At 70.2% G+C, this 19,610-nt stretch carries 18 protein-coding genes and 1 pseudogene; 8 read left to right on the forward strand and 11 right to left on the reverse strand.

Going from position 1 to position 19,610, the window contains the following annotated elements; all coding sequences use genetic code 11:
* Window positions 1–503, forward strand: a 503-nt coding sequence (locus B3611_RS05690; protein ID WP_291314119.1) for a LuxR C-terminal-related transcriptional regulator, incomplete at its 5' end; no start/stop codon positions are given.
* Here B3611_RS05690 and B3611_RS05695 read toward each other — a convergent pair.
* Complete coding sequence (locus tag B3611_RS05695) at window positions 500–2,230, reverse strand: FUSC family protein (protein ID WP_291314120.1); 1,731 nt, start codon at window positions 2,228–2,230, stop codon at window positions 500–502. The two genes, B3611_RS05690 and B3611_RS05695, sit on opposite strands and share 4 nt — an antisense overlap.
* A 113-nt stretch (window positions 2,231–2,343) precedes the next feature.
* Between B3611_RS05695 and B3611_RS05700 the strand changes: the two genes are divergently transcribed.
* Together B3611_RS05700 and B3611_RS05705 are read left to right on the forward strand one after the other, a co-directional pair.
* Complete coding sequence (locus B3611_RS05700; protein ID WP_291314121.1) at window positions 2,344–3,525, forward strand: alpha/beta fold hydrolase; 1,182 nt, start codon at window positions 2,344–2,346, stop codon at window positions 3,523–3,525.
* Between the two features lie 39 nt (window positions 3,526–3,564).
* A complete protein-coding gene (locus B3611_RS05705; RefSeq protein ID WP_291314122.1) occupies window positions 3,565–3,702 on the forward strand; it encodes a hypothetical protein in 138 nt (45 codons plus the stop codon).
* On the opposite strand, the gene B3611_RS05710 is transcribed toward B3611_RS05705, so the two are convergent.
* From B3611_RS05710 to treS, 8 genes are all read right to left on the reverse strand, one after another.
* A complete protein-coding gene (locus tag B3611_RS05710) occupies window positions 3,692–5,059 on the reverse strand; it encodes an ATP-binding cassette domain-containing protein (RefSeq protein WP_291314123.1) in 1,368 nt (455 codons plus the stop codon). The two genes, B3611_RS05705 and B3611_RS05710, sit on opposite strands and share 11 nt — an antisense overlap.
* On the reverse strand, window positions 5,046–5,846 hold the full coding sequence (locus B3611_RS05715; RefSeq protein ID WP_414646305.1) for an ABC transporter permease: 801 nt from the start codon (window positions 5,844–5,846) through the stop codon (window positions 5,046–5,048). Before B3611_RS05715 ends, B3611_RS05710 begins: the two co-directional genes overlap by 14 nt.
* A complete protein-coding gene (locus tag B3611_RS05720; protein WP_291314124.1) occupies window positions 5,843–6,766 on the reverse strand; it encodes an ABC transporter permease in 924 nt (307 codons plus the stop codon). The genes B3611_RS05715 and B3611_RS05720 overlap by 4 nt, the downstream gene beginning before the upstream one ends.
* Complete coding sequence (locus B3611_RS05725) at window positions 6,763–8,238, reverse strand: ABC transporter substrate-binding protein (RefSeq protein WP_291314125.1); 1,476 nt, start codon at window positions 8,236–8,238, stop codon at window positions 6,763–6,765. The genes B3611_RS05720 and B3611_RS05725 overlap by 4 nt, the downstream gene beginning before the upstream one ends.
* Window positions 8,239–8,291: 53 nt before the next feature.
* Complete coding sequence (locus tag B3611_RS05730; protein WP_291314126.1) at window positions 8,292–9,281, reverse strand: LLM class flavin-dependent oxidoreductase; 990 nt, start codon at window positions 9,279–9,281, stop codon at window positions 8,292–8,294.
* A gap of 9 nt (window positions 9,282–9,290) precedes the next feature.
* Entirely contained in the window at window positions 9,291–10,691 is a 1,401-nt protein-coding gene (gene brnQ / locus B3611_RS05735; protein ID WP_291314127.1) for a branched-chain amino acid transport system II carrier protein, read from the reverse strand.
* 95 nt (window positions 10,692–10,786) lie between these two features.
* Window positions 10,787–11,866 (reverse strand): phosphotransferase, encoded by a 1,080-nt coding sequence (locus B3611_RS05740; RefSeq protein ID WP_291314128.1) that lies wholly within the window; start codon window positions 11,864–11,866, stop codon window positions 10,787–10,789.
* Window positions 11,867–11,878: 12 nt separating this feature from the next.
* On the reverse strand, window positions 11,879–13,573 hold the full coding sequence (gene treS / locus B3611_RS05745) for a maltose alpha-D-glucosyltransferase (protein WP_291314129.1): 1,695 nt from the start codon (window positions 13,571–13,573) through the stop codon (window positions 11,879–11,881).
* A gap of 121 nt (window positions 13,574–13,694) precedes the next feature.
* On the opposite strand from treS, the gene B3611_RS05750 reads away from it, so the two are divergent.
* Genes B3611_RS05750 through B3611_RS05760 form a run of 3 tightly spaced genes read left to right on the forward strand, consistent with a single transcriptional unit; the run spans window position 13,695 to window position 16,244 of the window.
* Window positions 13,695–14,585, forward strand: coding sequence for an ABC transporter ATP-binding protein (locus tag B3611_RS05750; RefSeq protein ID WP_291314130.1), 891 nt, complete (start codon window positions 13,695–13,697; stop codon window positions 14,583–14,585).
* On the forward strand, window positions 14,585–15,772 hold the full coding sequence (locus B3611_RS05755) for an ABC transporter permease (protein ID WP_291314131.1): 1,188 nt from the start codon (window positions 14,585–14,587) through the stop codon (window positions 15,770–15,772). The genes B3611_RS05750 and B3611_RS05755 overlap by 1 nt, the downstream gene beginning before the upstream one ends.
* Window positions 15,773–15,824: 52 nt before the next feature.
* Window positions 15,825–16,244, forward strand: coding sequence for a VOC family protein (locus B3611_RS05760; protein ID WP_291314132.1), 420 nt, complete (start codon window positions 15,825–15,827; stop codon window positions 16,242–16,244).
* A gap of 3 nt (window positions 16,245–16,247) precedes the next feature.
* On the opposite strand, the gene B3611_RS05765 is transcribed toward B3611_RS05760, so the two are convergent.
* On the reverse strand, window positions 16,248–18,119 hold the full coding sequence (locus tag B3611_RS05765; RefSeq protein WP_291314133.1) for an ABC transporter ATP-binding protein: 1,872 nt from the start codon (window positions 18,117–18,119) through the stop codon (window positions 16,248–16,250).
* Window positions 18,120–18,225: 106 nt separating this feature from the next.
* On the opposite strand from B3611_RS05765, the gene B3611_RS05770 reads away from it, so the two are divergent.
* Both B3611_RS05770 and idi read left to right on the forward strand, forming a co-directional pair.
* A complete protein-coding gene (locus B3611_RS05770; protein WP_291314134.1) occupies window positions 18,226–18,774 on the forward strand; it encodes a hypothetical protein in 549 nt (182 codons plus the stop codon).
* Window positions 18,774–19,328: an isopentenyl-diphosphate Delta-isomerase gene (idi, locus tag B3611_RS05775; RefSeq protein ID WP_291314135.1), complete on the forward strand. Its 555-nt coding sequence runs from the start codon at window positions 18,774–18,776 to the stop codon at window positions 19,326–19,328. Before B3611_RS05770 ends, idi begins: the two co-directional genes overlap by 1 nt.
* On the opposite strand, the pseudogene B3611_RS05780 reads toward idi, so the two are convergent.
* Window positions 19,325–19,610, reverse strand: a pseudogene (locus B3611_RS05780) (carboxylesterase/lipase family protein); the annotation flags it as partial. The gene idi and the pseudogene B3611_RS05780 sit on opposite strands and share 4 nt — an antisense overlap.

Raw genomic sequence — 19,610 nt, forward strand, 5'->3', positions numbered from 1 at the left:
TCATGGACATCCGCATGCCGGGCATGGACGGCATCGTGGCGCTCCGCGCGCTGAAGGCCGCCCCCGCCACCGCGGACGTGCCCGTGGTGATGCTCACCGCCTTCGACACTGACGCCTTCATCCTCGACGCCCTGCGCGCCGGGGCGGTGGGGTTCCTGCTCAAGTCCACCCGCCCGGCGGCGCTGATCGCGGCGGTGCGCGCCGCGGCGCAGGGCCAGCAGCTGCTTAGCCCGGATGTGCTGGCCTCGCTGGTGGCGCTGGCGGACGCGCCGGGGCGGGGGAGGGGTGCGTCGCAAAGCGGGAGGCTCGCGCTGCTGAGCGGGCGCGAGCGGGAAGTCGCGGAGCTGGTCGCCGAGGGGATGGGCAACATGGAGATCGCGGGGCGGCTCTTCATTGCGCCGACGACCGTGAAGACGCACCTGCGCCACATCGCGGAGAAGCTCGGGGTGGACAACCGGGTGCAGATCGCCGTGGCGGTGTTCGAGGACCGGAAACCGAGCTAGAGCACCCTCTTCAGGTGCCCCGCGAGCTCCCCGACCTGCCCGGCGGTGAGCATGTCGTCGTTGTGCGCGCTGCAGTAGTCCAGGATGGCGTAACCCGCCCGCTGGATGTCCACGTGGTCGGCCCACACCGCGAGCGCGGCGCGGGGGTGGTCGACGGCCAGGGAGTTGACCGCCCGGCGCTCGGAGAGCAGCTCGTACTGCAGGTCGCGGCGCTCCTCCTTCGCCCCGCTCGGTGGGGTGACCAGCAGCGCGCCGAGCAGCGAGCCCATCGCCTTGCGGCAGCGGATCCGCAGGCGGCGGTGGCGCGCGCGGTCGGCGTTGGGCCGCCACGCCCAGAGGAACAGCGAACCGAAGACGACGGAGAGCACCACCTCGACGGTGCGCGCGGCGAAGACCTCGCTGAACGGCTGGCGCATCGAGTCGCCCATCAGCAGGGCGAGGGGGGTGGTGATGATGACGGTCAGCGCGTAGTTGCGAGTGACGAAGAACTCGGCGCCGAACTGGCACGCGGCCAGCACCAGCAGCAGGGAATACCCCGACACCCCGAAGTGGTGGACGAGGCCGAAGAGGAGGATGCCCAGCAGGGAACCGACCAGGCGGTGCAGCCCGCGCACCTGCCCGTGGATGCGGTCGGGGCCCCACTGCAGCATGAGCAGGGCGGAGACCACCGCCCAGTCGGGCCGGTCGAAGCCGAGCACCACGCCCGCCACGGCCGCACAGACGGTGGCCAGGAAGACCTTCTCGGCGGTCACGAAGGCGTGGGAGTGGCGGTTGGCGGATCGGGTCAGCCGGTACATGATCGAGGGCCGGGTGTGGGGGATGACGCTGCGGTGGTCGTCGAAAAGCGGACCCGCGTCCGCCTCCGAGGCCGAGCCGAGCTCCTCGTTGCGCAGGGTGAGCCGTCGGTTGGCCGCGAGGGTCTGCTCCACCAGGTCGCGCTGGCTGCCGCGGGCGACGCGGCCGCCGGAAATGATCCCGGCGTCGTTGAGCGAGGACCAGGCCTGCGAGACCGCGGACTGCGCGCTGTGGCGCCTTCCCACCGTCGGCGGGGAGGTGACGTAGGCGTCGACAGCCTCCGCCGCGGCGCGCACGGCGCTCCGCTCCGGGCCGTGGGGGTTAATTAACCAGCCCGACATGCCCACCAGCACCGCGGACAGGGCGCCCAGGCCCGCCCAGCCGCCCACCCCGAGCGGGTTGAAACCGAGCCGCGCGACCATGGTGGAGCCGCCGGCGACCATGACCACGAAGAACACCCCGGGCGGGGGCAGGCGCAGGGCGTTCTGCACGTACGCGCCGGCAGTGGCGATGAGAACGGTGTAGAGGCCGGCGAGCAGGAACCAGAAGTGGGACCCGCCCGCGGCGAGCTGCGCCCACATCACGGAACCGACGAAGGCTCCCGCTGTCGCGCCGAGCACGAGGAGCACCGCGGCCACGAGCATGACGCGCAGGCGGGAGCGGTAGGGGTGGCCCTCGCCGTAGATGACCACGAACCCGCCCGAGGTGATGAGGATGGAGGCGTTGTCCTGGCCCAGCGCCAGCGCGATCGCCCCCGGCACGGTCACCGCGATCGCCGCGCGCAGCGCACCGGGCAGGCGGGGTGCGGAGGAGTTGAACCCGGTGAAGAGGCGCCACGGGTCGGGCCGCTTCGGCAGCGGTTCCTCCGCGACGGCGCGGCGGGTCCGTTCGTCGACGGAAAGGTCGCGGGTCTTGTCTCCATCCACGTTCACAGGCGGCTCCTCACGCACGAAAAAGCCGCTCCCGGGTGGCCCGGGGCGACGTCGGTTGCTGGCGGTGCCCACCACGTTACTCCCGGCACAAGGTGGGTTATACGATCGAGCCCATGAAAATCCAGCGCGACGGCCTCACCATTTTCGCCCGCGTCCTCGGCGACTCCGGCGAGGATCAGAACAAGCCCACCCTCCTGTTCCTGCAGGGCGGTCCGGGCTCCCCGGCCCCGCGCGAGCGCTTCGAGTGGATCACCGCGGCGCTCGAGCACTACCGGGTCGTGCTCCTGGATCAGCGCGGAACGGGTAGCTCCACCCGCATCGACAGGGCCGAGCCCTCGCTTATCGACGCCCCGCTTCTCGCCCGCCTGCGCGCCGACTCCATCGTCGAGGACGCTGAGGCCGTGCGCGCCGAGCTGGGCCTCGAGAGCTGGGATGTGCTGGGCCAGTCCTTCGGCGGGTTCTGCCTCGTGCACTACCTCGCCCGCCACCCCGAGTCCGTGCGCAACGCCTTCTTCACCGGCGGGCTGCCCACCATCACGCGCGGGGTGGACGAGGTCTACCGCGCCACATTTGCCAAACTCAAGCGCCGCCACCTGGACTTCTACCGGGAGGTCCCGCACGCCGAGGCGGCCATCCGCGAGGTGTGCCGCCACCTGGAGGGCACGGAGGAGCTGCTTCCCACCGGGGAGCGGCTCACCCCGCGGCGCTTCCGCACCATCGGCGTGGCGCTGGGGCAGGAGGGCGGCTTTGACGCGCTCGGCGCGCTGCTGGAGGAGCCCTTCCACCGCGGCGGGCGGCTGCGCACCGACTTCCTCGCCGAGGTGGGCGAGCGCGTCTCCTTCGAGCGCGCCCCGCTCTACGCGGCGATCCACGAGTCCATCTACGGCGGCACGGTGCCGGGCGCGACCAACTGGTCGGCCCAGCGCGTGTCGGAGACGCTCGAGGGCTTCGCCCCCGACGCCTCGCCGGACGACGCGGAGTTCCTCCTCACCGGCGAGCACATCTTCCCCTTCCAGTTCGACGAGGATCCCGCCCTGCGCCCCTTTGCCGCGGCCGCGCAGGAGCTGGCCGTCAAGGACGACTGGACGAACCTTTACGAGGGTGTGCGCCCGGTGGACGGGGCCTACGCCGTGGTCTACACCCACGACATCTACGTGCCGCGCGAGTTCTCCCTGGAGACCGCCGACGCCCTGGGCGCCCGCGTCCACGAAACGGGGGAGTGGCAGCACGACGGGCTGCGCCGCCACGGGCGCGGGGTAATGGACGTGCTGCTCGGCATGGCCGGGATCGTCTGAGAATCACACCCCTGTCACCCGGGGGCTATGATTGCAGGCATGCAGGCACCTACCCCACGGGAGCAAACGCAGCTGACCAGCCGGGAGCTGGATACCTTCGAGGCCATGACCAGCGTCTTCGAGTACAACGAGGAACACCTCCTGGACCCCTCGCTGGTCCTCTACGTCACCCGTTAGACGCCGCCAGGGCGGAGTCGAGCAGGGTGCGCGTGTAGGGGTGGCGCGGGTGCGCCCAGATCTCCTCCGTCGCGCCCTGCTCCACGATCTCCCCGTTGTAGATCACCGCGACGGTCGGGCACAGCTCGCGCACCACCGCGAGGTCGTGGGAGACGAAGATCAGGGTATGGTCCGCCACGACCTCGTCGATGAGCCGCAGCACCTGGGCGCGCAGCGTGACGTCGAGGGCGGAGACGGGTTCGTCGGCGAGCATGATTGTCGGGCGCGGCGCCGCGGCGCGGGCGATGGAGATGCGCTGGCGCTGCCCGCCCGAGAACTCCCGCGGCCGGCGCGCCCCGGTACCCTCCAGCCCGACCCCGGTGAGAACCTCCGCGGCGCGCGCGCCGTCCACCCCCGCCTCCGTGATGGAGTCGGCCACCGCCATGCGCGGGTCGAGGGAGGAGTAGGGGTCCTGGAAGACCATCTGGACGTCCCCGTCCACCCGCGCAGTACCGGAATCGGGCCGGGAGAGCCCCGCGATGACCCGCAGCAGCGACGTCTTGCCCGAGCCGGAGCCACCGACGATGCCGAGGCGCTCCCCGGCGCGCACGGTCAGGCTGACGTCGCGCAGCGCCGCCGTGCCGCCGCGGGTGAGACGGACGCGGTCGAGCTCCACCACGGGTGCGCCCAGCGGGCGGGGCGGGGCCGGGGGGCCGGGGCGGGAGAGTTCGGCGAGCGAGCGCGCGTAGTCGGAGTCGGGGGCCACGATCCGCCCGCCCCGGAACACGATGGTGCGCTGCGTCATGCGCCGCACCACCGCGAGGTCGTGGGAGATGAACAGCAGCCCCATGCCGCGCTCGGCGACGAGGCGGTCGAGCAGGTCGAGGATCTGGCCCTGGACGGTGACGTCGAGGGCCGTGGTGGGCTCGTCGCAGATGAGGATGTCGGGGTCGTCCGCCAGCGCCGCCGCGATGAGCACGCGCTGGCGCTGCCCGCCCGAGAGCTCGTGCGGGTACGCGTCGGGGCGTTCCACCCCGACCTCGGCGAGCAGCTCCCGGGCGCGGGCGCGGTCTCGGGAGACCTGCCGGCCGACCCGGGTGAGGGGGTCGAGCGCCGTCATCGGCTCCTGGAAGACCATGGCGACGGTGCGCCCCCGGACCTTCCGGCGCACCCTGTCCGGCGCGCCGACGAGCTCCACGCCGCCGACGGTGACCGAGCCGGTGAGCGGGAGGTCGTCGATAAGCCCCATGACGGCCAGCGCGGTCATGGACTTGCCCGAACCGGATTCGCCGATGATGCCCACGCGCTCCCCGCGCGCGACGTCGAATGTGATGCCGTCGAGGATGCCGGGGATGGAGAGGTCCCTAACGCTGATCACGGCCGCCCCCGATCAGGTTGAAGCCGAGCACGGTCAGGGCGATGGCGAGACCCGGCCACGCCGCCAGGTGCGGGGCGGTGGCGAGGTAGGGCTGGCTGGCCTGCAGCATCCGCCCCCACGAGGCGTAGGGGGCCGGTGTCCCCAGGCCGAGGAAGGAGAGGCCGGCCTCGGCGAGGATCGCGAGCGCCAGCGCCACGGAGACCTGGACGACCACGATGGGCGCGATGTTGGGCACCACGTGGCGCACGGCCACACGCAGGGGCGGCACGCGGGCGACGCGGGCGGCGAGGATGTAGTCCTGGCTCATCACCTGCAGCGTCCCGGCGCGCGCCACGCGGGCGAAGCCGGGGATCCCCGCCAGCCCGATCGCCGCCACGACGACTCCGATGCCGGCGCCGAACACCGCGGTGAGGACGATGGCCAGGAGCAGGGCGGGGAAGGCCAGGGCGAGGTCGTTGAGGCGCATCACCGCGGCCTCCACCCAGCCGCGGCGCATGCCCGCCCAGATGCCGAGCGGCACGCCGATCAGCGCGGCCAGGCCCACGGCGCACAGCGAGACCACGAGCGTGATGCGCGCGCCCGCCATGACGCGGGAGAGGACATCCCGGCCGAACTGGTCGGTGCCCATCCAGTGCGCCGCGCCGGAGCCCTGCAGGCGCGCGGCGGGGTCGGCCTCGAGCGGGTCGTAGGGGGTCCACGCCAGGGAGAGAAGCGCCACGAGCGCCACGGCGGCGGCGAGGGCCAGGCCGGTCTTCTGCTGGGCGGTGAGCCGCTCCAGGTTCCTCACGCCTGCCTCCTCACGCGCGGGTCGATCACCGCGTAGAGCAGGTCGACCACCATGTTGACCACCAGGGTGAACGCCACCAGGAGCATCATCACGCTCTGCACGGTGGTCAGGTCGCGGTTGCCCACCGCACCGAGCAGCATCGTGCCCAGACCGGGGATCGCGAAGACACGCTCGACGACGACCGCCCCGACGATGAGGTTGGACAGCTGGATGCCCACCACCGTGAGCACGGGCAGCGCCGCGTTCTTCAGCGCGCGCGAGAAGAGGGCACCGCTTATCGACGCCCCCCGCGCCCGCGCCGTGCGCACGTAATCCTTCCCCATCTCCCCACGCACCGCCCGGTGCACGTAGCGGGTGAGGATCGCCGCCTGAACCAGCGTCAGCGCCAGCACCGGCAGGACGAGGTGCGCGGGAGTGCCCCACCCGTTGGCCGGCAGCCAGCCGAGGCGCACGGAGAACACCGCCACCGCGAGGATGCCGACCAGAAAACTGGGGACGACGATGCCGAGCTGGGTGAGCACGTCCACCACCGCGGCGTCCGGTTTTCCTTCGCGGCGCGCCAGGTAGACACCGGCGGGTACCGCGATGGCCAGGGAGAGCGCCATCGCCAGGAGGGTGAGCGTGAGCGAGACCCCGGCGCGCTGCGCCACCAGCGGGGTGATGTCGGTGGCGCTGGCCATCGACACGCCGAAGTGCCCGGTGAGCAGCCCGCCCATCCAGTGGAAATACTGGACGGCCAGCGGCCGGTCGGTCCCCAGCTTGGCGGAGAGCTCCGCGACGGCCTCGTCGGTGGCGGAGACCCCGAGCGCGATGCGCGCCGGGTCGCCGGGCACCGCCCGCAGCAGGGCGAAGATGACGATGCTGGCCACGAGGAGCAGAGCGGCGAAGCGTGCGACGGTGCGCGCAAGGGTGGCTGTCACGAGCCGGCCTCCTTGGTCACTGCGGCCAGGGGCAGGGAGTCGGTGACCACGTTCGGGTCCACCCCCGACACCCCGGGCGCGAGCAGAACGATGTTGGGTGCGTTGACGAGGGTCAGCGCGGCCGCGTCCTCCATGATCTGGTCCACGGCGGCGCGCATGTTCTCCTCCTGTGCCCCCACCTCGGCCGCGGCGAGGAGCTCGCGGGTACGGGGTGAGTCGTAGCCCAGGTAATACTTCGGGTTGCCGAAGAGCATGGGCACGTCGCGCGGTTCCACGTGCGCCACCAGGGAGGCCTGGTAGTCGTGGCCCTTGAGCACCCGGTTGAGCCAGACGGCGGGGAACTCCACGGTTTCGAGGTGGACATCGAACCCGACGTCGCGAAGCTGCGAGAAGATGAGCTCGCTCGCGGTTTGGGTGTAGGGGAGGCTGGGGACGGTGATGGTGACCTCGGGGGTTCGCCCGGCGAGGAGTTCGCGGGCCCTGTCCGGGTCGTGGGGGTAGTAGTCGCGGCCGGGGAACCAGGGGTCGGTGGGGGGAACGGGAGCGCCGCCGGTATCTGCGGCCATGCCGTTGTAGACCACCTGGTTGAGCGCGGCGCGGTCGATGGCGTAGGCGGCGGCCCTGCGCACGTCCGGGTCGTCGAAGGGGGCGGCGCGGTTGTTCATGCTGAACAGCACTTCCCCGTTTGTGGTGCCCACCTCGACGCCGACATCACCCGGCAGGGCGCCGAGCAGCTCGGGGGCCTGCATCGACCACACCACGTCAACGTCGCCCACGCGCAGGGCGTTGACGGCGGAGACGGAGTCGCCGAAGTAGCGGATCGTCGCGTTGTGCCCCGGCGCCCCGCCCTGGTAGTCGCTGCGGGCGTCGAAGGAGACGGCCTCACCGGGGTTGAAGGAGCGCAGCGTGTAGGGGCCGGTGCCCAGGGGGGCGGTGGCGAGCCGGCCGATGCTCTCGGGGGTCATCATCGCCCCGGTGAAGGTACCCATGGACCACAGCCAGCTCGTCGAGGGGGCGGTCAGCGTGACCCTGAGCGTGTGCGGGTCGAGGGCCTCCACGGACCGCACCGGCGCCATGTTCGCTTTCAGGGCGTTGGTCCAGCAATCGCGGACGTACTCGATCGAGAACTTCGCGTCCTCGGCGGTGAAGGGTTTGCCGTTGGAGAAGGTCGCGTCGTTGCGCAGGTGGAAGGTGTACTCGGTTGCCGCGTCGTTGACCTCCCAGGAGGTGGCGAGCAGGGGCTGGGGGGCGCCCGAGCCGTCGATGCGCACGAGCGTCTCGTAGACGTTGCCCATGAGCGCCTGCGGCGCGGCGGCCCCGGAGACGGTGGTGAAGTCGAGCCCGGCCGGGGCCGCAGAGGCGGCCACGACCACCCCGTCGTGCTCCCGGGCGTCCGGTCGGCCCCCGCACGCCGTGAGCGGCAGCAAGGCGGCTGCGGTCACGAGCGCGACCGCGCCCCGGTGGGATTTCATGAGTGAATAGGATACACACGGCTTACGCCGGGCAAATCCCCAGCGACCACCCGCTACCTTCCCAGCCAGTGGTGTGCCAGGATCTCCATGCCGCGCAGCGACTCCCCGTGGCTGCCGGCCTGCAACGAGATCATCAGCTCGTCGGCCTTGGAGTGCTCCGCGAACCAGGTGAGGTACTCGGCGACCTCGGGGCCCGTCCCCTTTGCTGTGTAGCGCAGCATGTCGGTGATCTGCCGGCCCTGGAAGGAGTCGACCACCGCGTCGAGCTGGTCGTCGTTGAGCAGCTGTCCCCGCCGCCCGCTGAGGGCGCGCACGCGGTTGCGGTGCACGATGCGGGTCTGGCGCTCGGCATCCTCGGTGGTCTCGGCGGCGGTGACGTTGACGGCCGCGATGAGGTAGGGCTCCGGATAGCGCTCGGAGGGCTCGTAGTTCTCCTTGTAGAAGGTCGTGGCCTGCTCCAGCTGCTGCGGCGCGAAGTGGGAGGCGAAGGAGTAGGGCAGGCCGAGCTTCGCGGCCAGCGACGCGCCGAACATGGAGGAGCCGAGGATGTAGAGCGGCACGTTGGTGCCCCTGCCGGGGTAGGCCGCGACGCCGTGGATGGGGGAGTCGTCGGAGAGCCACGCCTGCAGCTCGAGCACGTCCTCGGGGAAGCGCTCGGCGGAGCGGGGGTCGCGGCGCAGCGCGCGGCCGAGGGTCTGCTGGTCGGTTCCGGGGGCGCGGCCCAGCCCGAGGTCGATGCGGCCCGGGTAGAGCTCCTCGAGCATGCCGAACTGCTCGGCAACGACGTAGGGGGCGTGGTTGGGGAGCATCACACCGCCGGCACCGAGACGGATGGTGGATGTGCGCGCCCCGATATGGGCGATGAGCACGGCCGGGACCGAGGAGGCGATGGAGCCCATGTTGTGGTGCTCCGAGTACCAGACGCGCGAAAACCCCAGCGATTCCGCCTTCCGCGCGAGCGCCACGGAACGTTCCATGGACTCGGCGGGGGATTCGCCGGGGTAGACGGTGCAGAAGTCGAGAAGGGAGAGCGGTTGAGTCATTCCACCACGCTACGCGGTGACGACCTCTCCGTCGACGGTCTCGTTGGTGCCGATCGCCATCGGCGTACGCGGCTTAGCCAGGTCGACGGCCAGGCCGATGAGGAAGGCCACGGCGACGGGGACAACCCAGCCGAGGTCCACGTCGTGGAACGGCGCCCAGGACACCAGCGGGGTCAGGGCATCGGCGGCCCAACCCTGCGCGATGCAGGTCTCGATGGCGGAACAGATCACCGCGACCCAGATCGGGAGGGTGAAGGCCCACGTGAAGCGGGTGCGGCGGCGGAAGGCGGGCTCGACCAGGGTGACAAAGATCAGCGCGATGGCCGGCGGGTAGAGGAACCCGATCACGGGCGCCGCGACGGACATGACGAAGTCCAGGCCCTGGGTGGCGATGAGGGCGGAGGTCACCGCGAAGATGATCGCCCACGTCTTGTAGGAGCCGGGGAACTGGGTGCTGAAGTACTCGGCGGTGGCGGTGATCAGGCCCACGGCGGTGGTCATGCAGGCCAGGAGCACGATGAGGGAGAAGATGATCTGCCCGACCATGCCCATGGTGAGGTTGGACGCGTCGGCGAGCAAGCCCGCCCCGTTGGCGTACTGCTCCGGGTTGGGGATGATGCGCCCGATGGAGCCGAGGCCGAGGTAGATCAGGCCGAGCATGGCCCCGGCGCCGACGCCGGCCATGATCGTTCCGTTGACCACGGCCTTACCCTCCGGGAAGCCCTTGTAGCGCAGCGTGGAGATGACCACGATGGAAAACGCCAGCGCGGCGATGGAGTCCATGGTGAGGTAGCCCTGCAGCAGGCCGGAGGTGAAGGGGTTCTCGGCGTAGGTCTCGCCGGGCTGGCGCGGGTCGGCGTGCCACTTGAACAGGGACACGGCGATCATGACGACCAGCAGGACCACCAGCGCCGGGGTGAGGAACTTGCCCAGCTTCTCCATGATCGTGTTCGGGTTCCAGGACAGCGCGAGGGCGACGCCGAAGAAGATGATGTTGAACACGGCGGAGGCGAAGAAGCCCTCAACGCCGAACAGCGGGGTCACGGCCGTCTCGAAGGTCACCGCGCCGGTGCGGGGCAGCGCGTAGCAGGCGCCGATGGACAGGTACGCCAGGACGGGGAAGACCACGCCGAAGACGGAGCCGGCGCGCTGCGCCAGATCGCGCACGTTCGCGCCCGACAGTGCGATGGCGATGACCGCCAGCACCGGCAGCAGGGCACCGGTGCCGAGGAAGCCGAGGATGGCGGGCCAGAAGTTGTCGCCTGCCTCGACGGCGAGCATCGGCGGGAAGATGAGGTTGCCCGCACCGAAAAACATGGAAAACAGCGCGAGCGCCGTAACGAAGATCGCGGTGGCCGACGAGCCACCCTTGGAATCTGGGTTGTCGTCTCTCGCGACAGTGGAGCCCATGGAAACCCTCCTTGTAGACGTGGAACTGCCTAAGAGTACCCCGTCAGGAGCGTTAACGGCTAATTTTTTGGAACCGTTTTTCCCGCACAGTGGAATCAGGCGAGCGCGCGGATCGCCCGAAGCGGAATCTCCACCCAGTCCGGCCGGTTGTTGGCCTCGTAGACCACCTCGTACGCGGCCTTGTCCGCCACGTACGCGGCGAGGATCGGGTCGCGCCGGGCCCCGTACCCCTCGAGCAGCTTGTCGACGCCCCACTTCTCCCACTTTTCGCCCTTCGCACCCATCGCGGCGGCGTAACCGAAGGAGCGGACCATCCCGGCAACGTCGCGCAGCCGGTGGTCGGGGGAGCGGCGCTCCTCCAGCGGGCGGGCGGGCTCCCCCTCGAAGTCGATGAGGTACCAGCGCTCGCCGGTCTTCAGCGTCTGGCCGAGGTGCAGGTCACCGTGAATGCGCTGGACCTCCACCTCGACGCGGGGGATGCGCGCGTAGAGGCCGCGCAGCGCGTCCTCGTGCTCCGCGAGCTGCGGGGCACGGGAGACGAGGGAATCCAGGTGGGCGTTGAGCGCGCGGGTGAGGCTCTCACCCGGCACCGTCTCGGTGCCGAACGCGGCAGCCAGCGCGTCGTGCACGGTGCGCACCGCCGCCCCGAGCTCGGCCGGGTCGCCCAGTCCCGAGCCGGTGGCCAGCTGGAAACCGTCCACCCCGCCGCGGATGAGCTCCTGCTGCATCGCCAGCACGCAGCCGTCGCGCTCCACGTGGCCGCGCACACCGGCCACGTTGGGGCAGTCGGCGATGCCGGTAAGCAGTTCCACGTCGGGGTTGATGCCCCGTTCCAGGCGGCGGAAGACCTTGAGCACCCACTCGTCGTCGACGATGAGGGAGGAGTTGGACTGCTCCGCCCCCATCGGCCGGGCGCGCCGGCCGCCCACCTCGCCGTGGACCTCCCCGAAACTGCGGCAGTGCTCCAGGTAGGCCTGTGCGCCTGGCTCGCCGCCGAGGGCGTCGCGCTCGCCCGCCGGGTCGGTGAGGACCTGGTAGGTGTCGGTGGTGCGGCCGTGGGTGACGTCGAGAAGCTGCCACCGGAACTGGCCGGCGGGCGACTCCGCGGCGACGCTGACCGCGTCCACGGGCTCGGACTTGGCGCCGTAGAAGCGCTCGGTGCTGATGTCGATCACGGTGGAGACCCCCTAGGAGATGTCGAACCAGAAGAAGCCGTGCGGGGCGAGCGTGACAAGCCAGGGCAGCTCACCGATGGCGGGGAACTCGATGCCGCCGGAAAGCTCGCGCGGCACCACGCCGTTGTACTGGCTGAGGTGCATCTCCACCGGCTGCGGGCGTGAGCTGAGGTTGTTGACGCAGAGGATGCGCTCGCCGTCGTACTCGCGGATGAAGGCGAGGACCTGCGGGTTGGAGTGCTCGACGTTGGTGTAGGACCCGCGGCCGAAGGCCCTGTACTGCTTGCGGATGTGCACCCGCTCCCGCACCCAGTGCAGCAGGGAGTTGTCGCGGTTCATCTGGGACTCCACGTTGACGATGTGGTAGCCGTACTGGTCGTTGCGGATCGGCGGGAGGTAGAGCCGCTCGGGGTCGGCCTTGGAGAACCCGCCGTTGCGGTCGTTGGACCACTGCATCGGGGTGCGCACGCCGTCGCGGTCGAACAGCCAGATGTTGTCGCCCATGCCGATCTCGTCGCCGTAGTAGAGGAAGGGCGAACCGGGCAGCGAGAGCAGAAGGGCGTGCGCGAGCTCGAGGCGGTCGCGGTGCCCGCCCAGCAGCGGCGCGAGCCGGCGGCGGATGCCCACGTTTGCCCGCATGCGCGGGTCGAAGGCGTAGTTCTTGTACATGTAGTCGCGCTCCTCGTCCGAGACCATCTCGAGGGTGAGCTCGTCGTGGTTGCGCAGGAAGATGCCCCACTGGGCGGAGTCCGGAATGTCCGGGGTCTCGTTGAGGATGTCGATGATCGGCTGGGCGTTTTCCTGGTGGATGCCCATGAAGATGCGCGGCATGACGGGGAAGTGGAACGCCATCTGGCACTCGTCGCCCTCACCCTCGCCGAAGTAGGCCACCACCTCGTGGGGCATCTGGTTCGCCTCCGCGAGGAGGAAGCGGCCGGGGTACTCTTCGTCGAAAAGCGTGCGCACCCGCTTGATGAACTGGTGGGTCTCCGGCAGGTTCTCGCAGTTCGTCCCCTCGCGCTCGAAGAGGTACGGGATGGCGTCGAGGCGGATGCCGTCCATGCCGAGGTCGAGCCAGAAGCGGATGACCTCGAGGATCTCGTCCTGCACCGCCGGGTTGTCGTAGTTCAGATCCGGCTGGTGGGAGAAGAAGCGGTGCCAGAAGAACTGCTTGCGCACCGGGTCGTAGGTCCAGTTGGACTCCTCGGTGTCGATGAAGATGATGCGCGCTTCGTTGTAGTCGGTCGGGTCCTCCGTCCACACGTAGTAGTCACCGTAGGGCCCCTCCGGGTCCTGGCGCGACTCCTGGAACCAGGCGTGCTGGTCGGAGGTGTGGTTGATGGGGAAGTCCGTGATGATGCGGATGCCGCGCTTGTGCGCCGCGTCGATGAGGTTGACGAAGTCGTCGACCGTGCCGAACTCCGGCAGCACCTTGCGGAAGTCGCGGATGTCGTACCCGCCGTCCTTGAGGGGGGAGTCGTAGAACGGCGGCAGCCACAGGCAGTCCACGCCGAGCCACTGGAGGTAGTCGAGCTTTGCCTCGACGCCCTTCAGGGTGCCCGAGCCTGTGCCGTCCGGGTCGTAGAAGGCGCGCACCAGCACCTCGTAGAACACGGCGTCCTTGTACCACTCCGGGTCGGGGCGCTGCCAGGGCTGCTCGACGGGCGCGGGAAGCTTGAAATCTGATGCCTGAGGCGTTTGCTCCATGTGGCACCACGTTAGCGGGATCGCTTTTTTCGCGCGCACCGGCCCGCGCGTTGTGCAGTTGTGCAACAGTGTTGTTCAGCAGCGGGGCCAGCCCCGGCAACCGACCCAGGAGGAGCAGTGCATGCCCACCCTTGAGATACGGGATCTCTCGAAGCGCTTCGGCGGGACACAGGCGCTGGACGGAATGAGCCTGAGCATCCATCCCGGAGAGATCTACGGCTTCGTCGGCTCCAACGGTGCCGGGAAGTCGACCACCATGCGCATCGCGCTGGGCGTCCTCGCGGCGGACGGGGGCGAGGTGCTTTTCGACGGCCGCCCCCTCGACGACGACACCCGCCGGCGCATCGGGTACATGCCCGAGGAACGCGGCCTCTACGGCAAGGAGAAGATCCTCGACCAGCTGGTCTTCCTGGCCAGGCTGCACGGCGTGGGGGAACCGGAGGCGAAGCGAAACGGGCGGGCCCTTCTGGAGGAGCTCGGCCTGGGCGAGCGCCTCGACGACAAGCTCGACGACCTCTCGCTCGGCAACCAGCAGCGCGTCCAGCTCGCCGCGAGCCTGATCCACGACCCCGACGTGCTCATCCTCGACGAACCCTTCTCCGGCCTCGACCCCGTGGCCGTCGACGTGATGAGCCGGATGCTCGTCTCCCGCGCCCGGGACCACGGCGTGCCGGTGATCTTCTCCTCCCACCAGCTCGACCTGGTGCAGAGGCTGTGCGACAGGGTCGGCATTGTTTCCCGGGGGAGGATGGTGGCGGAGGGGGCCGTCGACGAGCTGCGCGCCCGCGGCCCGGTGCGCTACCGCGTGGGCACCACCGCGCGCGACTGGTACCCGAAGGGCACCGCCCCCGTCCTCGAGGCGTCCGACCACGTCGTCCTGGAGGTCGCCGACACCGGGGCTGCGGGGGCGGACCAGCGGATCCTGCGCGCCGCCCTCGCCGCCGGCGAGGTGCACGAATTCACCCGCGTCGTCCCCGATCTCACCGACCTGTTCAAGGAGGCCGTGCAGTAATGGCAAACCCCAGCCCCTACTCATCCGCCGAGACCATCACAACCACCGCCCGGCGGGAAATCCAGGTGCTCTCCCGCACGAAATCCATCTGGGTGACGGTGGCGGTCCTGTTGCTCGCCGTGCTCGGGATGATCGGTTTCAGCGCCTGGAAGTCCCACCACGACGACTCATCCGGGGCCACCTCCGTCGCGGTCGTCGGCGTCCCGGCCAGCGCCTTCGACGGCTCCGGGTTCGACGTGCGGGAGTCCGCCGACCGCCCCGGGGCGGAGGGCCTGGTGCGCGGCGGGGACGTCGACGCGGCCGTCGTCGCCGGACCGCAGGGGTGGGAGGTGCTCCAGGACGGGGACTCCGCCGGTGAAACGGTGCCGGCGGTGGAGGCCGTCGCGTCGCGCTTCGCCACCACTCAGGCGCTCGCGTCGCTCGGCGTCTCCCCGGAGCAGTTCGCCTCCGCCCTCCCGGACACGACCGTGACCGCCGTGGACGTCTCTGACGGCGGCGGTGTCACGGACGCGGACCTGCCCAGGCTGCTCACCGCGCTGGTTGCGATGATGGTCATCGTCTTCACCGTCATCCTCTTCGCCGCCAACATCGGCAGCCGGGTCACCGCGGAGAAGTCCTCCCGGGTGGTCGAGCTCGTCCTCGCCGCCGTGCGCCCGATGGATTTCCTCGCGGGCAAGATCATCGGCAACGTGGTGTTCGGGTTCGTCCTCACAGCGCTGATCCTCGGGGTGGGGGCGGTCGGCCTCGCCGTCTCGGGGCTGGTGGACCGCGTCGAGGTGTCGTGGTCGATCCTGCCCGTGCTGCTGCTCGCCTGGCTGCTGGCGATGCTGTTCTTCGGCGCCCTCTACGCGGCGGCGGGTGCGATGGTGCAGCGCACGGAGGACCTCCAGTCCACCCAGGCACCCATCCTCTTCCTCCTCATCGCCTCGATGTACGTCCCCATGTTCGGCTGGATGCACACCTCGGCCACGTGGATCCAGGTGCTCAGCTGGATCCCGCCGTTCTCCATCTTCACGGCCCCGATCACCTACGCCGGCGGCAACCTCAGCCTCGCCCAGCTGCTGGGGTCCTACGCCCTTGCCCTGGCGGCGACGGTGGCGGCGATGTGGCTCGCGGCCCGGATCTACCGCAGCACCATCCTCAACAACGGGCGCAGGATGTCGTGGGTGGAGGCGCTGCGGGCCTGACCGGGCCTCGTTTCTTGCCCTGCCCCCGCGGCAGGGCCCTAGCGTCGGCGGCATGGTTGACACATCGATTTATCCCATGCCCATGTTCGTCACCTTCGCCGTCGCCGACCTGGGGCGCAGCGAAGCGCTCTACCACGCGGCCGGCTTCGTCACACTGGCCACCGTGCCCGCGCCCGACGGAAGCCCCGCGGTGGTCCACATGCGCCGGGAGCGCAACCAGGACGTCCTGCTCGTCCCGGCGGAGCACCCCGCGCGCTCCGTCACCTTCGCGGCCCACGGTGAGGACCTCACGGCGCTTGCCGACGCCCTCACCAGCGCCGGGGTGAAGGTGGACGGCCCCCGCGACACGGAGTGGCTCACCGCGGACCTCACCGCGACAGACCCCGACGGCAACACAATCGTGTTCACCCGCAGCCGCACCCCGGAAGCCGATCAGGCCCGCGAGTGGGCCAGCGGTTTCGAGATGGGGTAGGGGCTACTCCTCTGTCTCGCCGTCCTCCCCGTGGTCGTCGTCGACGTGGAACCCGAACGACTTCAACCGCTGCCGGTCCGCGGCGCTGGTCGAGGCGGTCAGCTGCAGCAGCTCGGAATAGATGCCGCCCGACACGGCGAGCTCGGCGGGGGAGCCGATCTCGTCGATGCGGCCCTCGCGCAGGGTGATGATGGTGTCCACGTCGGCAATGGTGGACAGGCGGTGGGCGATCATGATGGTGGTGCGGTCCTTCATCAGCTGGTCGAGGCCCGCCTGCACCGCGCGCTCGGACTTCGTGTCCAGGGCGGAGGTGGCCTCGTCGAGGATGAGGATGGGGGCGTTCTTCAGCATCGCGCGCGCCACCGCGATGCGCTGGCGCTGCCCACCGGACAGGCGCAGCCCGCGCTCGCCGATGACGGTGTCGTAGCCGTCCTTGAACTTCATGATGAAGTCGTGGGCGTTGGCGCGCTTTGCCACCTCCACGACCTCCTCCAGGCTCGCCCCCGGCTTGCCGTAGGCGATGTTCTCCTGCACCGTGCCGGAGAACAGGGCGGGCTCCTGGAACACAACGCCGGTGGAGGCGCGCAGCTCCTCGACGCCGAGGTCGGCGATGTCGCGCCCGCACACGATGAGCCGGCCGTCGGTGAGCGGGTAGAGGCCGAGCAGCAGGTTAACCACGGTGGATTTCCCGCCGCCCGACTCGCCGACCAGGGCGATCTTCTCGCCCTCCCGCGCCATGAAGCTCATGTCCCGGATTACGGGCTCGCCCGGGTTGTAGGCGAAGGTGACGTGGTCGAAGGCGACCACCGGCTCGCGCGGTGGCAGCGGCTCGTGAGCCACGGGCGCGAGGTCGGGAACGTCGACGGCGGTGGTGGCGGCGACGATCTGGGCGTTGGCGGTGGGCTCCACGTCCTCGTCCATCACCTTGAAGTAGTCGCGCGAACCGGCGATGGCGCGCTGGGCGGAGTCGACGATCCAGCTCATCATCTGCACCGGCTGGCGCGCCATGGTGACCATCTGCAGCAGCATCACCATCTCGCCGATGCTGAGATGGCCGCTCAGGGTCCGCAGGAAGAGGATGAGGTAGATGCCGAGGAAGATCACGGTCATCGCCACCCCGCGCACGGCATCCATCGAGTGCCACCACCGCGACTGGGGGCGCGTGATGCGCACGGTGTTGTCGTAGTGGCCGCTGAACTTGGCCAGCTCGCGCACCTCGGCCACGAAGGACTTGGTTACCTTCACCTGGCCCACGACCTCCGCGAAGCGGCCGTTGCCCTCGTCGATGTTGGCGTTCTTCTCGCCCTCGAAGACCTGCCAGCGCGACGAGGTCAGCGCGGTGAGCCAGGTGTAGAGGGGGAAGAGCAGCGCGAGCAGGATCGTCAGCGGCCAGTAGTAGTAGGCCGTGATCGCCAGGATGGCCACCACCTGCAGCAGCATCGGCAGGAAGCTGTTGGAGAAGGACTGGATGAACTGCGTGACGTTCGCGATGGAGCGGTCCAGGCGGGCGATGATCGTGCCCGTGACCTGGTTGTCGAAGTAGCGCTGCGGCAGCGAGAGCAGCTTGGCGAAGTACCGGGTGGACAGGATCTGGCGCATGCGCGCCACCATCACGTCGCCCATGTACCCGGCGACGTTGCGCAGGCCCGCGGCGGCGGCCTCGGCGGCGAAGAGGGCCAGGGCCAACCACACGATGGTGCGGGTGGGCGCCGGGGTGCCGTCGTTAAGCGTGGCGACGATCGTGTCGGTGGCCTGGCGGATGAGGAACGGTGTGACGAGGCCGAGCCCGGCCACCACGCTGGAGACGGCGACAACGGCGAGGTAGAAGGGCCAGAGGGCGGACGCGCTGCGCAGGACGCGCATCATGGACTGCATAGTTGCCTGATGCTACTCGGGCGGGGAAACGGGTTGTAAAGTGGAGCGAAACCGCTGCGCTCCGCCGCACGCCCCGTATTCACGACCCCTTTGGAGAATCCCCCCGATGAGTCTTCGCCTGCCCCTCAGCGCGGCCGCCGCCCTGCTCACCCTGCCGCTCGCGCTCGCGGCGTGCGGGTCCGACGACTCTGCCAAGGGCCCGGGAGCCACGGAGATCGAGGTGACCACCCCGACCGGCGTGCCGGAGGAGCAGTTCCAGTCCAACGACGTCGACGACGTGACCACCGACAAGCTCAACGGCGACAGGGTGAAGGATCCGGGCATGGACGTCTCCTACGTCTGGCAGGGGACCAGCTCCGCGCCCAACGGCGGCACCGTGGTCGTCGTGGCGGTGACGAACAACTCCGACGCCCCCATGCCCGCCGACGCGCTGGGCACGCCGAAGCTGACCTACACCTCGGGCGGCAACAACAGGGAGAACGCCAAATCCCGGACCGGCGAGGAGGCGGGTGTGACCTCCGTCGGTCTCGACATGCCGCTGGGGGCGGGGGCGACCGTGAACCTGAAGTACCCCTTCGACGTCTCGCCCTCCAACCTCTGGAACGCGCAGTTCACCATCGGCAACGTCACCTTCGACGGGAACCTGAACAACTGATGGGCCGTGAGGAAGTGGTCCTCCTCGGCCCCGACCTGCGGCCCGCCGGCACCGCGGACAAGGCCACGGTGCACACTGCGCGCACCCCGCTGCACCTCGCGTTCTCCTGCTGGCTTTTCGACGCCACCGGCGCCGTCCTGGTCACCCGCCGCGCCCTGTCCAAGAAGACCTGGCCGGGGGTGTGGACCAACTCGTTCTGCGGCCACCCCGGCCCCGGCGAGCCCCTCGAGGACGCCGTCCGCCGACGCGCCAGCGCGGAGATCGGCCTCGACCCGGCGCTCATTGAGTCGCTGATACCCGTCCTCCCGGACTTCTCCTACCGCGCCACCGACTCCAGCGGCATCGTGGAAAACGAGTTCTGCCCCGTCTACGCCGCCCGCCTCTCCGTGCCGGCGCAGCGCGCGGGCCTCGAGCCCAGCCCCGCCGAGGTGGATTCCTGGGAGTGGGTCTCGGGCGCGAACCTGAAGGCGGCCGCCGAGGCCGCCCCCTTCGCCTTCTCCCCGTGGCTGGTGGAGGAGCTCGCGGATCCGCGGCTGCGGGGTCTGCTCGCCTAGCTGTATCCCTGGCTCCCCGGGGCGAAGGCGCGCCGCACGTGCGCCAGCGGGTCGGTGACCACCCCGCAGGCGGTGCCGTCGACATCCGCGCGCAGCACCGCGCGGCCCGGCGCGTACGCAGGCCACCCCGTCTCCCCGGTGCGGCAGAAGCGCACCAGCCAGCCGTTGAGCCCCCGCCCGGGCCTGTGGTTGCCGGTGCCGAACAGCGCGTCCAGGTCGTCGGAATGGTGCAGCGGGCCGCGCTCGGAGACCAGCTCCGCCTCCCACACCCGCCCCGGGGCG

The sequence above is a fragment of the Corynebacterium sp. UBA2622 genome (assembly GCF_002339505.1).
Classification (GTDB): Bacteria; Actinomycetota; Actinomycetes; order Mycobacteriales; family Mycobacteriaceae; genus Corynebacterium.

Excerpts from the sequence above, each read along its gene's own strand:
- B3611_RS05730 (WP_291314126.1), bottom strand. The coding sequence starts at position 9,281 with ATGACTCAACCGCTCTCCCTTCTCGACTTCTGCACCGTCTACCCCGGC.
- treS (WP_291314129.1), bottom strand. The coding sequence starts at position 13,573 with ATGGAGCAAACGCCTCAGGCATCAGATTTCAAGCTTCCCGCGCCCGTC.
- B3611_RS05725 (WP_291314125.1), bottom strand. The coding sequence starts at position 8,238 with ATGAAATCCCACCGGGGCGCGGTCGCGCTCGTGACCGCAGCCGCCTTG.
- B3611_RS05750 (WP_291314130.1), top strand. The coding sequence starts at position 13,695 with ATGCCCACCCTTGAGATACGGGATCTCTCGAAGCGCTTCGGCGGGACA.
- brnQ (WP_291314127.1), bottom strand. The coding sequence starts at position 10,691 with ATGGGCTCCACTGTCGCGAGAGACGACAACCCAGATTCCAAGGGTGGC.
- B3611_RS05770 (WP_291314134.1), top strand. The coding sequence starts at position 18,226 with ATGAGTCTTCGCCTGCCCCTCAGCGCGGCCGCCGCCCTGCTCACCCTG.
- B3611_RS05700 (WP_291314121.1), top strand. The coding sequence starts at position 2,344 with ATGAAAATCCAGCGCGACGGCCTCACCATTTTCGCCCGCGTCCTCGGC.
- B3611_RS05755 (WP_291314131.1), top strand. The coding sequence starts at position 14,585 with ATGGCAAACCCCAGCCCCTACTCATCCGCCGAGACCATCACAACCACC.
- B3611_RS05705 (WP_291314122.1), top strand. The coding sequence starts at position 3,565 with ATGCAGGCACCTACCCCACGGGAGCAAACGCAGCTGACCAGCCGGGAG.
- B3611_RS05760 (WP_291314132.1), top strand. The coding sequence starts at position 15,825 with ATGGTTGACACATCGATTTATCCCATGCCCATGTTCGTCACCTTCGCC.
- B3611_RS05765 (WP_291314133.1), bottom strand. The coding sequence starts at position 18,119 with ATGCAGTCCATGATGCGCGTCCTGCGCAGCGCGTCCGCCCTCTGGCCC.
- idi (WP_291314135.1), top strand. The coding sequence starts at position 18,774 with ATGGGCCGTGAGGAAGTGGTCCTCCTCGGCCCCGACCTGCGGCCCGCC.